Source organism: Sphingobacterium multivorum (genome assembly GCF_900457465.1).
Taxonomy (GTDB): Bacteria; Bacteroidota; Bacteroidia; order Sphingobacteriales; family Sphingobacteriaceae; genus Sphingobacterium; species Sphingobacterium multivorum.
On record NZ_UAUU01000002.1, the window covers coordinates 102,173 to 116,831 of the forward strand.

At 37.0% G+C, this 14,659-nt stretch carries 15 protein-coding genes; 7 read left to right on the top strand and 8 right to left on the bottom strand.

All coding sequences use genetic code 11. The annotated features are described in order from the left end of the window. Positions 1 to 72 precede the first annotated feature (72 nt). The 6 genes from DTA23_RS00580 to DTA23_RS00610 form a co-directional block, all read right to left on the bottom strand. A complete protein-coding gene (locus DTA23_RS00580; RefSeq protein ID WP_112373510.1) occupies positions 73 to 1,065 on the bottom strand; it encodes a nucleotidyl transferase AbiEii/AbiGii toxin family protein in 993 nt (330 codons plus the stop codon). A gap of 4 nt (positions 1,066 to 1,069) precedes the next feature. Next, positions 1,070 to 1,672 carry a DUF6088 family protein gene (locus DTA23_RS00585; protein WP_112373511.1) on the bottom strand — a complete coding sequence of 201 codons (603 nt, stop codon included), beginning with the start codon at positions 1,670 to 1,672 and terminating at the stop codon, positions 1,070 to 1,072. 515 nt (positions 1,673 to 2,187) lie between these two features. Then, complete coding sequence (locus DTA23_RS00590) at positions 2,188 to 2,541, bottom strand: DUF3024 domain-containing protein (RefSeq protein ID WP_204990800.1); 354 nt, start codon at positions 2,539 to 2,541, stop codon at positions 2,188 to 2,190. Positions 2,542 to 2,759: 218 nt separating this feature from the next. After that, positions 2,760 to 3,206, bottom strand: a complete 447-nt coding sequence (locus DTA23_RS00595) for a nuclear transport factor 2 family protein (RefSeq protein WP_112373512.1) — start codon at positions 3,204 to 3,206, stop codon at positions 2,760 to 2,762. Positions 3,207 to 4,235: 1,029 nt separating this feature from the next. Next, complete coding sequence (locus tag DTA23_RS00600) at positions 4,236 to 4,622, bottom strand: nuclear transport factor 2 family protein (RefSeq protein WP_112373513.1); 387 nt, start codon at positions 4,620 to 4,622, stop codon at positions 4,236 to 4,238. A 1,014-nt stretch (positions 4,623 to 5,636) separates the two neighbouring features. Beyond that, entirely contained in the window at positions 5,637 to 6,020 is a 384-nt protein-coding gene (locus DTA23_RS00610; protein WP_146752977.1) for a hypothetical protein, read from the bottom strand. Positions 6,021 to 6,772: 752 nt separating this feature from the next. Here DTA23_RS00610 and DTA23_RS00620 point away from each other — a divergent pair. Next, entirely contained in the window at positions 6,773 to 8,005 is a 1,233-nt protein-coding gene (locus tag DTA23_RS00620; protein WP_112373517.1) for a hypothetical protein, read from the top strand. 105 nt (positions 8,006 to 8,110) lie between these two features. Here the strand turns inward: DTA23_RS00620 and DTA23_RS00625 are convergent, their stop codons facing one another. Next, positions 8,111 to 8,497, bottom strand: a complete 387-nt coding sequence (locus DTA23_RS00625) for a nuclear transport factor 2 family protein (RefSeq protein ID WP_112373518.1) — start codon at positions 8,495 to 8,497, stop codon at positions 8,111 to 8,113. 353 nt (positions 8,498 to 8,850) lie between these two features. On the opposite strand from DTA23_RS00625, the gene DTA23_RS00630 reads away from it, so the two are divergent. Further along, complete coding sequence (locus DTA23_RS00630; protein WP_112373519.1) at positions 8,851 to 9,459, top strand: hypothetical protein; 609 nt, start codon at positions 8,851 to 8,853, stop codon at positions 9,457 to 9,459. A gap of 48 nt (positions 9,460 to 9,507) precedes the next feature. Here DTA23_RS00630 and DTA23_RS00635 read toward each other — a convergent pair whose 3' ends face one another. After that, positions 9,508 to 10,260, bottom strand: a complete 753-nt coding sequence (locus DTA23_RS00635) for a carboxypeptidase-like regulatory domain-containing protein (protein ID WP_112373520.1) — start codon at positions 10,258 to 10,260, stop codon at positions 9,508 to 9,510. A 493-nt stretch (positions 10,261 to 10,753) separates the two neighbouring features. On the opposite strand from DTA23_RS00635, the gene DTA23_RS00645 reads away from it, so the two are divergent. From DTA23_RS00645 to tnpC, 5 genes are all read left to right on the top strand, one after another. Next, entirely contained in the window at positions 10,754 to 11,260 is a 507-nt protein-coding gene (locus tag DTA23_RS00645) for a YfbM family protein (RefSeq protein WP_075991455.1), read from the top strand. Between the two features lie 242 nt (positions 11,261 to 11,502). After that, a complete protein-coding gene (locus DTA23_RS00650; RefSeq protein ID WP_112373522.1) occupies positions 11,503 to 12,195 on the top strand; it encodes a hypothetical protein in 693 nt (230 codons plus the stop codon). A gap of 32 nt (positions 12,196 to 12,227) precedes the next feature. After that, on the top strand, positions 12,228 to 12,512 hold the full coding sequence (gene tnpA / locus DTA23_RS00655) for an IS66 family insertion sequence element accessory protein TnpA (RefSeq protein ID WP_239468721.1): 285 nt from the start codon (positions 12,228 to 12,230) through the stop codon (positions 12,510 to 12,512). After that, entirely contained in the window at positions 12,512 to 12,850 is a 339-nt protein-coding gene (gene tnpB / locus DTA23_RS00660; RefSeq protein ID WP_112373523.1) for an IS66 family insertion sequence element accessory protein TnpB, read from the top strand. Before tnpA ends, tnpB begins: the two co-directional genes overlap by 1 nt. A gap of 49 nt (positions 12,851 to 12,899) precedes the next feature. Continuing rightward, complete coding sequence (gene tnpC / locus DTA23_RS00665) at positions 12,900 to 14,417, top strand: IS66 family transposase (protein ID WP_112373524.1); 1,518 nt, start codon at positions 12,900 to 12,902, stop codon at positions 14,415 to 14,417. The last annotated feature ends 242 nt before the right edge of the window (positions 14,418 to 14,659 follow it).

The following is a 14,659-nucleotide window of genomic DNA, read 5'->3' on the forward strand; positions in this document are numbered from 1 at the left end:
TTGTAATATGTAAAGGTTATTTTATCGTGACTATATTTCTTAATCGCTTAGAATATTTCGTTATTCTGCCCTTTAACGATTCATGCTATCTTGAATTTTTCTGATACTTATTAGAAGTTCCTCCCATGTTAGACTTTCTCCCACTATCATATTTTCACGCATGGTTTTATAATCCGCTGCCCACTCTTTTATTACCTCGTCAGTCGGAAGGATACTTAACCTCCCTTTTCGATGGTTGGAATAGTCAATTCCTCGTATTGGAGTGACTGTTTTGCGATGCTGAACTATTGTGTTAAATAATTCTTCGTCAGCAATGGCTTTTTCCCCAAAATCAGTATTCATAATCCGATCTATATCATAGAAATGCCTAGTAAGTCTATCTGTCCTGATTTTGTCAACCGGCTTCGAAAACTCTTCATGTAGTAAGAGAACCTTTTCTATAAAAGTCCGCGTAGGAATTACGACCCGAACATTAAAGGCTGGTTGAATAAAGTCTTGATCTTTATAATGGTTGTCTATAAAAGATACGACCTCTTGCGTTTCAAATGGTTCTGTCAGTGATCTCGCTCCCATTTCGAGCAGGACTCTCTGTTGAATGTAAACATTGCCAACAGGGGTCACAGGCTGATAATAAATTTCCAGCGTATTGGGATCGCTGGTATCGTCTACATGGGCATTATAACGAATTTCATAGAACTCTTTGGAAACTCCCAGTTTTTCCAATTGGATGATCAATTCTTCCCTAAACTCATTAACGATAAAACCTCCAGAAGCCTTCCTTAGTTTTTTGATTTGAGATTTCGAATCTAATTCATCGAAACCTAATAGATGTCGATCGATAATTAAATCGATATCTTCTGAAAAACGGTCTATCAACTGATACGCTTTGCTTAAAGACGTACCGCCTTTAAAAATAATAGACTCTGCATATCTTGTTGCAAAAACAGCCTTCAGAACAATACACACCCACCAATCCTTTTCAATAACAAAAGCTGGCAATCCCATTATATTGCTCAATTGATCCAATACAAGCCTCTTTTGTTCTGTCTTAAGATTTAACCACATAATTTTAGGATTGGTAAAGCTTAGTTATTTCTTTCTGGATCCATACTGGAGCATATTTCAACTGAGAATCAAGAATTTGTTTTTCTATCTTTTTGACTGAATGTTTGATCATGCTTAAGAATTCTTCAGAAAGTCCCTCTTGACCTTGTTCTTTAAAAGCTGAAACAACCAACTGTAATAAATCATCTTTTATCGCAAAGCTTTTGGGTACAGTACGTTTAAATTTGATTGTACGCTTACCTATTTTAATATCCCGCTGTGAACCATCTGTTAAATAAACGGCTTTTAGCGGCACCTGCGTAGTCAGCCCTAATAAATACAACGCTAATACACCTGTCGGAGCAATACGAGCTTTGTCTCGCCTTGCAATTTCTTTAGCAATTTCTTCAACACTAGGATATATTGTACCCAATAAAGGGTCCTTTTTAGGTTTAATATAAATACCATGAGCCAATCTTTCAATAAGTCCATCATTCTCCAGGCGGAAAAGTGTCAACCTGATATTCTCTGGTGTCCCATAATTCTTAAAATCAGCTGCGAAAAAAAATTCGCCGCGAGAAGACTTAAAAATCTTTGTTTCTATCTTATTTCTAGATGTTTCTGACATTAAAAACCATTTAATCTGTAACAAATTTAGCAAATATTTGTTACAACAAAACAATCTATCGTATAGTATTTACCTTCGATTGCGCCAAATTAAGTGGTATGTCGGAAATTCTGAGCAAGCACTTACAACTATTTCTTTCCCTAAACCTTTTCCTAATCCTTTTCCTAACTTGAAGTTCCTGTCATTTACAGTCAGATCTTCGGGCATTGACCTCTCCCTAAAAACTGGAGCATTTAAAAATAGAGAATTCAGTCTTGAATTAAATTTCACATCACGAGTCTCGTTTTAGCCAGAATTGAACAGTGCGGAGTGTAATTTTAAAACAACTTACCTAATTGTAACAATATCAGAAATACCGTTTCGTAAACTATCTTATTCAACCATAAAATAACAATGAATTCAACGCTAACAGTCAATGTAACGTCACTAACGCATGGGATGGTTCAAAAGAATGAAAACAATACTATCGTGGTGCCATAAAAAAGATAGGAGGAAATAATTTTTCATGAAGCTTATCATCCGAAAAAACATGCATATCCATCATGATTTATTTCATCCAACAATAATTGCAGATTAGTACTCTCGGGCTCCGGTTCATAAGCCTCCCATTTGCCCGATCTTCGCATCCAATAGAGTTTCCAAATTTTAGATGCTTTCACAAAGCGAAGCTTTGCAAACGGTAATTCTAAAATATTCGATGGGTCATTCCATTGTGGTCTAATTTCAAACAGTAAAGCCGTTTGTCCATCCCACGAATAACCAAAATCCAATTTTTTGCGCACTTCTACATCTTTCGGTCTTTTGGAATCTATAAAGCTTTTCAACTGAATTTCAATCATTAAAATAAGTTCTTTTTTATCCATCATCATTACAAATTTAAAATTATCGGCTTATTCTTCATCTCATACCAATCATCTAACATACTTTTTTGAACTAAAACCTTGATCGGCAATCAACGAGTAACGCACATTGCATGACAAAACAAAAAAGCCAGATCTCAAGACCTGGCTTCTAAACTAAACTTAAACATATGATTCACTAGTGGTCTGTAGCCTGCCTGAGCTGACAAACCACTAGTTGTTGGATACTACTTATACGAATTAATTGATTTAGATACTTTCCAGTCATTGCCCACACGCTCCAAAGTCACCAAGTCTGTCTTGGTAAAGTTTTCAAATTTCAATGTCACTTTAGCCACCATATAGTCTGCCGATTCCTCGATGATAGCTGTGCTTACTGTACAGTTTAGCTTTTCGCCTTTTTGTTTTTTCAAGGATTTAACCACTTCGCTACGGCTGTTAGACTGCGCATTGGTAGCTTGGATCTTTTGATTGAAATCAGCTGAGAATAAATGCTCTACTCCTGCTGATTCTCCTTCAGTCGTTACCGCAACATAATGCTCTAAAGCGAAATCTGCGGTGGAAAGGTTAACCTTTGCTTTTGTTGCTTTTGCTCCAGGTCCTTCAGCTGCCATAGCGAAAGTTGATACTGCGATTAAGGCTGCTGCGGCGAATGTTTTTACTAGCGTTTTCATAATGTCTTTTTTATATTGTTAGTTCTGTTGTTCTTACTGTTGTTCTTATTTGTTGACTCAAAACTACGACACAATAGGCCCCTAGCCTATGGACTTTAGACTAATAGACAGGAAAACTCGGTGAATGGCGGGAATAGAGAGGTGAGCCTGCTTCGTATCAGATTCGTACCACGTTCGGATCAACTACAGATAATGTACAAACACCCAACAGACCTTGTACAGTCTCTGAACAGGGAAAAACTGTTCAGAGACTAGTCAACAATCGAACCCTACATGTTCTGATCCGAAGGCTGTACGAAGCAGGTACGAACAAGACCCCTATAAAAGTTATTTAAACCCATCCTCGAACAATAGATTTTCATAATTGCTAAAATCAGAATTTTATATTTTACAACATGGACAAACAGAAGCCGCTAACCATAATAGTCCAGGTCGAACTATAGTGATCGGTAGATGTTGAACGGATGAGCCCAGCATTCTCTTTACAAAATTGCAGGTCTAAATAAAATTACTAATTGTTGGGGAATCAATTTATAAGCTTTCTCCATAGCTGAATTATAGAATATAAGCCATTTTCAATCATCCTGACTTTCAATCAAATCCCTAATGCTATTCGACCGGTCAATTATTTTTAGCCAATTTTCTTTTGCAAATTCCTCTTTCATGGTAAATATCCTGTTATAAAAAAAAATCACTCCAATAAAACTATTTCAAATCGACAACTGTTCCTACTATACAAAACGGCTACAAGCTACCTTTCGAAAGAAAGGTTCAACATAAAAATTGGCGTCGTACAGTGAAAATCCAATAGTCTTTAAAAACATTGGATGACGAAACAAAAAAGAGGAAACGATAGGAAACATAAAAATTACTGTACAGATAAACGCTAAGAGAAAGGGTCTGATGAGAATCAGGCCCTTTTGACATAAAAAAGCCAGATTTCAAGATCTGGCTTCTAAACTAAATTTAAAGATTTGATTCACTAGTGGTTTGTCTTTTTATGATTGGCAAACCACCAGTTATTGGATACTACTTATACGAATTAATTGATTTGGATACTTTCCAGTCATTGCCTACACTTTCCAAAGTAACTAAATCAGTCTTGGTGAAATCCTCAAATTTCAAAGTTACTTTAGCAATCATATATTCTGCCGATTCCTCGATGATATCGGTGCTTATTGTACAGTTTAGTTTCTCGCCTTTTTGCTTTTTCAAGGATTTAACCACTTCGCTACGGCTGTTAGACTGCGCATTGGAAGCTTGAATCTTTTGATTGAAATCAGCTGCAAATAACTGCTCTACGCCTGCTGATTCTCCTTCTGTCGTTACCGCAACGTAGTGATCGAGTGCCAAGTCTGCTGTGGAAAGGTTAACGTTTGCTTTTGCCGATTTTGTTCCCGGTCCTTCAGCTGCCATTGCGAAAGTTGATAATGCGATTAGGGCTGCTGCTGCGAATGTTTTTACTAGCGTTTTTTTATCGAAATTATTTGTTTTTTATTTGATGATAAACCTATCATGAGTGTCTTTTGAATACACTCATGATGGTTCATAATGTCTTTATTTATTGTGTTAGTTTTTAGTTCTTATTTGTTGACTCAAAACTACAACACAATAGGCCCTAGCCTATGGGCTTTAGACTAACGCTCAGGAAAACTCGGTGAATGGCGGGAATGGGGAGGTGAAGTAAAATAAGAGCATTTTTTACACCTAAACAAAAAACAGGAGTGCTTTTTTACTATTTTTACACTCGTAACACGCACAGAAGTAAAATTTACACTCGACTGTAATTAAATCAAGCCACATCTCCCGACGTAACCTTAATAAACACATGATTTACTAGTGGTCTATAGTCTGCCTGAACTCACAAACCACCAGTTATTAGATACTATTTATACGAATTGATTGATTTGGATACTTTCCAAGATATCCAAAACCTAATTTTTACAAACGGTCTCAATCCCCGCTTTTACAGAGAAAGGTTCTACTTTCTTCGGAGTTGAAAATAAAGTAATAGACCCTTCCGTCTTTTAAGATCACTTTAGTAATCTCTCCGCTTTTCAAATTTTTAATGATATCAATATCTTTTACAGTAAATGGTTTTGATAGTTTCGAAGTAAAAAAACACATCGTTTTCATAGGATAAATCATCCAATTTATAATATAATCCTAACTTCTTGACAAGAAATACATATAAAAGGAATATCAACACGAAAAAAATTACGACTAAACTAAACGGATAGCCGGCCAAAAAGCCGATACAAATTTGAACAAGGCATGTAAAATAAACCCCTATAGGTAATAATTTAATAAATTGCGTATTTTGATTAGTTAACTTCATTTTATGTACTCATTGCTTATTCATTCGCATAAGTGCTTTTGTAATGGTCTTAATTACTTTTTTTATTAAAAGTACAGAATAATTTCTCCTATTTAATCCGATATCTTCGAATCAGCCTTTTCATAAAAAAAATTACAGGTATCATCCAATACAATATTGATCTTATTTCCAACTTTTTTTATTTCTAACTCATTTGAGACCGTCCCACCTGAATTGCTTAAAACTAATAGTGTTCTAAAAAAATCATATTCTATACGATATTCCCCATTTCCCCAGTAAGAACTTCTATATTTATTTTCATCAAGCAAAGTAAGCATATCATCGCTTTTCGGTAAATCCCCCATAGCAGTACATTCGTGATATTTAAAATAATATTTCCCTATAATCATCGAATGAGTAATTAACCGTGAATATACAATTGCCAAAACCAATAAAAATACAATAAATAAGAATGGCCAATTTTTAGTTTTTTTCACTCTTAAACCGACATTATACTGTTGATCATTATTGGTTGCATAAATTAAAACATGTTAATATGGTCAATTATTGCTCACAGTACCTATAGGTTTTTTGATCAGAAAGCCTATTTAGATATAACCTTCTTTCGCCATAATAGCTATCAATCCGGTTAATCACAGCGATTGGGGAGTCAATAACCAGCCTGCTATAGATGGTATCATTCCGTACGAAATTACTCGTATCATTAAACACAAGGATATCCTGTAGGTCACTATTATCGCCACAATTTTTCCAAATGGAATTTGTTAAACTCTTGTTTTTGCAAGAAAAAAGCAAAAAGCTTGGCCCCAAAATAACAAGGAGAAATTTTAGTCTCATCGTAAAACTACTTTGCATAATATGTACGCTAGCAATAATACATAATTTTCTAAACTATTTCAGCCTCCAATTTTGCAGAGAAGTCTTCTACTTACCTCAGACTTGAAAACAACATAAAATAGAAAAAGCCACACCTCACGACATGGCTTCACAACTTATCTATTTGTAAGGGATGGCTCCTAATTTATACGAACTGATCGATTTGGAGACTTTCCAGTCATTACCTTCGCGCTCCAAGGTAACTATGCGCTACGCCTGCTGATTCTCCCTCGGTCTTTACCGCAACATGGTGTTCGAAGGCAAATTCAGCGGTGGAATCCAATTTCTAACAGATTAATTTTGAAAGCAGGATTCAAACTAATATATTAGTTATAAAACTAAAAAACTAGTTATGAAGATATTTTTCACGCTATTCCTACTTATAATTAGCGACTTAGTCTCAGGACAAATCACAACGCAAAAATTATTTGATCTCAATGACCAACTTTTTAAAAAGCATCCAGAAAACTACCAGATAGCTATCCAGGAATTCAACAAGCTAACAGTGGATAGCATGGATGCAAGAACGAAATCTCTTTTTTATCAACTCCAATCTACCTATCATTCTTTTATCGGCAACTATGATAGCTCCAGATTTTATTGGGATCAGCAATATGTCCACGCGCTCAAAAACGATGAAATAAAATATGATAGCAAATTTTATAAGCAGCACGACTTTGTCGATGCCAGAAAGTTCATCCTAAAAAAGGCCAAAAATGAAAAAGTAGTCATGATCAACGAAGCTCATAATATTCCCTATCATCGCACATTTGCAGCTCAATTATTAAATGGGTTTCGCAAATTAGGTTTTAAATATTTAGCTATTGAAGACCTTGCTGATCAAAACATTAACACGACACGAACCGTTACAGATACAACAGGCTATTATAGCCATGAGCCCCTTTTCGCAGAAATGATCAGGGAAGCATTGCGACAAAATTTTGTATTGATAAATTATGACGCCAACAATACAAATAGTAATCGCATGCGCGACTCATTACAAGCCGTCAACCTAGCAAAATTGCTAAAAACTGATCCTGATGCGAAACTGCTTGTGTATGCAGGATATGACCATATCCATGAAAATACACGAACCAACTGGAAAAAAATGGCTCAGTTCTTTAAAGAAATGACCAATATCGACCCCTTAACAATATCACAAACTCGACATATTGAACGATATTATTCCCAATTTGAAACGGACGAATTCCTTACCGTAAACAAGTTTGTTTCGTTTAGCTTTAGCAAACCTGTCGTCGCTTTAAAAGACGGTACAGCCTGGCATGATGACTTCGTGGATATTTCACTTTTTTACCCTCGCTATCTAACTCCAAATAGTCGCCCTGAATACTTGTCAGATAATAACCTTACAAAGTCAATACAGCTAGATACGCACGGACAAAAAGGGATTTTTGTTCAAGCTTATTATGCAGACGAAAAACAAGGACATCGAATACCAGCAGACCAGCTTTTCATCAAAAACACAAAGGAATTTCTATATTTAAGGCCTGGCAACTATATTCTTGAATTTAAAAACACAAATGATCAGATTGTAAATACAAAAAGATTAAGTGTTCGTAAATAACAATCAAAAAGCCAGATTTCACGACCTGGCTTCTAAACTAAAATTAAATAGATGATCCACTAGTGGTTTGTCTTTTGTTACTGGCAAACCACAAGTTGTAAAGTTCTATTTATACGAATTGATTGATTTGGACACTGTCCAGTCATTACCCACACGCTCCAAGGTAACTAAATCTGTTTTGGTGAAGTTCTCAAATTTCAAGGTCACTTTAGCGACCATATAGTCTGCCGATTCTTCTAAAATGTCTGTGCTTACTGTACAGTTCAGCTTCCCTCCTTTTTGCTTTTTCAATAGTTTAACTACGGCACTACGGTTGTTAGACTGTGCATTGGAGGCCTGGATCTTTTGATTGAAATCTTCTGCGAATAACTCCTCTACTCCTGCTGATTCGCCCTCCGTAGTTACCGCAACATAGTGATCGAGTGCCAAGTCTGCTGTGGAAAGGTTAACGTTTGCTTTTGTTGCTTTTGCTCCAGGTCCTTCAGTTGCCATAGCGAAAGTAGATACTGCGATTAGCGCTGCTGCTGCGAATGTTTTTACTAGCGTTTTTTCTCGAAATTATTTGTTTTTTATTTGATGATAAAGCTATCATGAGTGCCTTTTGAATACACTCATGATGGTTCATAATGTCTTTTTTTATTGTGTTAGTTCTGTTGTTCTTATTTGTTGACTCAAAACTACGACACAATACGCCTCTAGCCTACTTGCTTTAGACCAACAATCCGGAAAACTCGGTAAATGGCGGAAATGGTGAGGTGAAGGTTAGCAGTAGATTTTTATTTAAAAATAATATTAAATTTAGATCTTTACTGATAAAGCATTCAATCTTAAATTCTTCTCAAAATATGGTTAATAAAAATGTTATTAGTAAACTATCAGATAGAGAACTCGAAAAATATATAGAACCAGATAGTCGATCTGTTTCAAATGCTGTAAAATATGCCTACGAGATTCTACAGGAACGTGGGCGAACTTTTACTCCTTCCGAAACAGCACGAATCGAAGCTTTAATTGCCAAAAAAAACGATAGTGAAAAAATAGTGGACAAAGGATGGGACAAAGGGCTCACAGAGGACGTAAACGCTATTGAACTATATACAAATACACTTATTTGGATGCTTTCCGTAATATTTGGTGTCTTTTTTGGTGGTGTACTTCAAGTGCTAAATTTCATAAAAATAAAAAATATAAAAGGAGCTGTTATTACTACTTTTTATAGTATTATTTATATAGGCATTCAACTAATTATTATAAATTATATTCGAAATAATTATCCTGAAATGAGCCAGAATATATTTTATGTTAACTTCATCCTCTCGGGCATAGGTGCAACTGGTCTATTTTTTATCAGACAACAAATGTTTCCTAATGATCTACAGTATAGAGCCAAATCTTCCATTGTACCATTAATTGCATCACTAGGAATTTCTATTGCGCTATTCTATTTATCTTAAAATAATAAGTGCCATATCTTATAACAAATTGACTTAATGGGGCGAAGTTTAAGGCTCGATATATTCATGGTAACTTTTTTTGATGTACAGGATAATATCATAGTCGGACATGTATTTAGCGGCGTCAATATTCGGACGGTACAACTGCATGAAAGTTTGTAGAGAATCACCTTTAAGGCCCGTCAAATTTTGAACCTTACGCTTCGAAAAGGTATTATCAAGATACTGTTCTTCTTCTTCCTTTATCAATTTCTGTTGGAGCTTGGATTGAGGGGTCCTATTTTTCCCTAACATAGAAATAACAGAAAGCACATCAATACTAATCAGCGAGGCGGTACTATTGCTAGCTTGATTAGGGTGTCTCGGGACATTTGAAGAATAATTTTTGCTGATGAAAATGTCTTTAAATTTGGGTTTGCTATAATTGAAAGTCTTGGCAAATTCTTCCCGAAACTTTAAGGAATCAGCCTTATAATTTCCTAAAGAATTGATCTTGACTTCATCCAACAATATCGTTGTTTGCTTCATATATATGACCAAATTATCAAGATTGCTATTATCAACTATATATTTTTCCTCGCGATATCCTATTGAAGAAAAGGTAATTGTATCTCCAAGCTTAATGCCTGTCAATATAAATTTGCCATAGCTATCGGAATAGGTGCTGCGTGAAGCTACTTTGATCGAAACACCTATAAGAATATCACCCGAATACTTATCTTTAATCGTGCCTTTCAGATCTTGTGCAGAAGATAAGTTTGCGATAAAGAGCAATAGCAACAACAACTGCAGTCTACTCATTTTCAATTAGTTTTACAATAAAAATATTATAAAACCAAACATCTAGCAATGTTATTAACTCTTTTTAACGCGCGACGCTTAGAGGAAGGAGTAAACTATAGCGACACCACTCGGATTTGTACACTTAAAGACATCCCTATCCTGACGTATCATGGAACGGATAACGAAATCGCCATACACGAAACAGAACGTATAGCCGAATCTCTAAAGAAGTGCAATGTAAATATGATCTTTCACCGCATCGCAGGTGAAGGTCACGGCACCCAATACCTTTATGAAACTGAGCCCTGGATTTATGAGTGGTTGCTGATACAAAGGAAGACGTCGAATAATAACACGCCCATCAAGAAAATTTCAAATAATTGAATTTATCGTATTGTTTTAAATAGCGTAGTTCATTATTTTTATGGAGATACAAAATTTAACAAAGGCCATATAAATGAGATATCAAGACATGGGTATCAGAAAAACACTTTAACCTTTAAATTATACCATGGGAATGACACAAAGCTATCTACGTGTAGATAACGAAACACTTAATAACTTTATCGCAGATAGTAGACGTTTAGAAGATATTGCATTCAAACAAAATAATATTGATAGCGAAAACTTTCTGTATTTAGATAAAGCTTGGGAAGGCATTTTTTTCCTAATTACTGGACAAAGCTTGGCAGAAGCAGTTGAAGAAGAAGCACCGCTTTTAGGTATACTTATGGGGCCTACAGAAATTGACCCCGATCAAGATATGGGTTATGGCCCGGCAACATATAGTACAGCTGAACAAACCAAAGAAATATATAGCGCGATAAAAGATCTTACAAAGGAAGAGCTTTCAGCAAACTATAATCCGAATAAGATGATAGAAGAAGGTATCTACCCTGACATCTGGAAAGATGATGAAAATGCCTTGGAATATCTTCTCGATTACTTCGATGATCTCAAAATCTTCTATAAAAAAGCTGCGGAGAATGGAGATGCTATGGTGATGTATTTGAGTTAAAAATAATTAGGTTTTATTCAAAACTTAGAAATAACTTATATTGACAACAACTCATGTGAATTAATCAACATGAAACAATTAATATTTACTGTCCTTTTCGCATCATTATTTTCGTTAGGTTATGCCCAGACTACAGTGCAGCTCTCAAAGACATCAAAAGGAGCACCTATTATATTGATAGCGTACAGATAGGAAAGAGAACTGTTTGAGAAGTTTTTGAGGTGAGAAATATTCTTGAAAAAATGAAGTTAACAAAAGCAAAATTAATCACTAAAGTCAAGGCTCCTTTAGCGACATTGGGGTACCTCTATTTTAAAGACTCTATATCTAGCGCACAAGGATTTTTTTCAAAAAAGCTAGAAAACGGTTTTTATTTATCCTTAGGACTAACAATTGACAGGTATATGGAGAGTGAGTTTACTGGATGTTTTTATTATTCCAAAACAACCCGATGGGCTTCCGTTTGGGGTGATATTCCAACAGAAAGTTATGTAAGACCAGGCTCCTTAATGTCAACAGAAGAACGAAGGGTTTATTTTGACACTGAAAATGAACAACTACGTGATTATTGGTGGGATGGTTTTGATGATTCGTCGGTCGCTTCTTTTATTGAAGTCATCAAGCTCACCGAATCGAGATTGTATGAGGACCGATTGTTGACAAAAAGGATTGAAGATAGCCTCAGCGTGTCACAACTGAAAAATTACGCCGATGAAGTAAAGAAATTGGTCTCCGACATCGAAAAACTGAATTTCATTTATTCTTATTTACCAGACAAAGAAATAGATGGAATACCGATGCAGTGGTTTAAAGCTAGTGAATATATCTTAAAAGAACAGAATGGTATACTCAATAAGAATACGGTTAAAAATTTAGCGTCTGATGCTTTTATTCAACGTACAATAGACGTATCCATTCTACCAAGTACATATTGACTTAGGTCGGCTCAGTGGTTAGCTTTGCTGTTATGAACAACCTTCAAGAAAAACGTGAGCGTATGCTGTCTATGATAGCAGACTGGCAACAGAGCGGAAAAAGCAAGAAAGCGTATTGCACGGAAAATGGGATCAAGGAAGCGACTTTTTATTATTGGTTTTCGCGCAGTAAAGAAAATGACACTACCGGAGGGAACTTTATCACAATCGACAACGCGCCCCGAAGGAACGATGTTGAGATTATCTATCCCAACGGTGTGCGTATAAAGGTCGAAAATGATCTTGCCCTTGTATCACAGCTGATCCGTCTGTACTGATGTTTGCACTGGGGTCATCGCACCGCTTTTATCTTTACGATGGGTTTTGCGATATGAGAAAGTCATTCGACGGGCTCTGTGGATTGATCAGTTCGGGGATGGGTCGTCAGGCTACCAATGGTGAGGTTTTCGTATTTCTGAACCGTAGCCGTACGCATATGAAACTGCTGCACTGGGAACAAGGAGGCTTTGTCCTTTATTATAAGCGTCTGGAGAGCGGAACATTCATGCCGCCGAAGGTAAAAAACGGAGAATTGTCCTGGAGCGACCTGGTACTGATGGTCGAAGGGATACAGGTGGTAAAAAGTATTCAAAAAAGACGTTTTTCTTTACCTTAAAAATGGACTTAAAATAGGAATAAAGGTATCTTTTGAGTATCTTTAGGGTATGGAAACAGCACTGGAAAACCTATCAAAAGAAGACCTTCTGAAAATGGTTTCCAGTATGTCCAAACAGAATGAACTCCTCCATCAGGAGCGTGAGATTCTTTCACAGGAGCGTGATTACCTGAAAGCTCAGGTGGAGATGCTTCAGCGTATGCAGTTCGGACAGAAGCGTGAGCGCTTTGAAGGCGATCCTGATCAGACGATGCTCCCTTTTAATGCAGAGCCTGCTGAAGCAGAGCAGCAACAGGAAGAAATCAAAGAAAAGATCGAGTATGTCCGTAAACGTCCCAATCATAAAGGACGCGCTAAATTACCTGCCCATCTCCCTGTAGTCGAGATCGAGATACACCCTGAAGGAGACCTTTCCAAAATGGTCTGTATCGGCAAGGAAATTACCGAGGAACTGGAGTGCGAGCCTGCAAAGTTCTATATCAAACGTTACATCCGTTATAAATATGCAGCTAGAAACGGAAATGGCGTATCCATCGCCGAACTGCCTGAACGGGTCATCGATAAAGGAATTGCAGGGCCGAGCTTACTGGCGATGATATTGGTAGGTAAATATCAGGACCACCTTCCGCTATACCGGCAAAAACAGATCTTCGCAAGGGAAAACATACAGATCCCATCCTCAACCATCGAAGGATGGACCAGACAGGCCCTGGAAAAACTGGAACCATTATATGAACAGCTGGTCTTCGATACCAAATCTCAGGGCTATCTGCAGGTTGATGAGACCCCTATAAAAGTACTGGACAGCGATAAAAAAGGAGCTGCCCATCAGGGGTACTTTTGGGTCTACCATTCGCCTTTGGATAAAACGGTACTGTTCGATTATAACCCTTCCCGTGGTGGTCATGTACCTAAATCCATGCTGGATAACTTTAAAGGATATCTGCAGACGGATGGGTATGCGGCCTACGAAAAGTTTGGCAAAAAGAAAGACATCACCCATCTGGCCTGCTGGGCACACGCACGCCGTGAGTTTGAGAAGGCCCTAAAGAATGACCCGGCAAGGGCCCAAAAGGCACTGCTGATGATACAGGAACTTTATAAAGTTGAGCGAAAAGCCAAAGAAGAAAAGTTATCACCCGATAAGATCAAGGAGCTGCGGCTGAAAGAATCGCTCCCGGTTATCAACGAGCTGGGCAAATGGATCTTTGATGAAATAAAGGACACCCTGCCCAAAAGCCAGATCGGGAAGGCTATGGCCTATGCATACGTACGTTGGGACATGCTCTCGGAATATCTGCGCGACGGGAATCTGCAGATTGACAATAACCTTATCGAGAATGCCATTCGCCCTGTTGCTCTGGGACGCAAAAACTGGCTGTTCGCCGGAAGCCATGAGGCAGCACAGCGATCAGCAATGATCTACTCTTTCTTCGCTATCTGCAAAAAGCATGAGGTGAACCCATTTCTGTGGTTAAAACATACGCTAATGAATATAGCGTCAATAAACCACAAGAATATAAAAGAGCTTTACCCACAGAACTTCAAAAAATCAACTGATATGTAGTTCATAGGCCGGATACCAATAGACAATCTGTCAGCGATAGGAACCCGCTAGCCATTATAAGCGTTAACTTGCGGAATATGGGCGAACAAGAATGACATTAGAATAACCAAGATGTTCATACAGTTTAAATAAGTCAACCCAATTTATAAAAAAAAATCACTCCGATAAAACTATTTGGAAATGGCAGTTGTTCTTACAATACAAAACGGCTACAAGCTACCTTTCAAATGAAAGGTTCAACA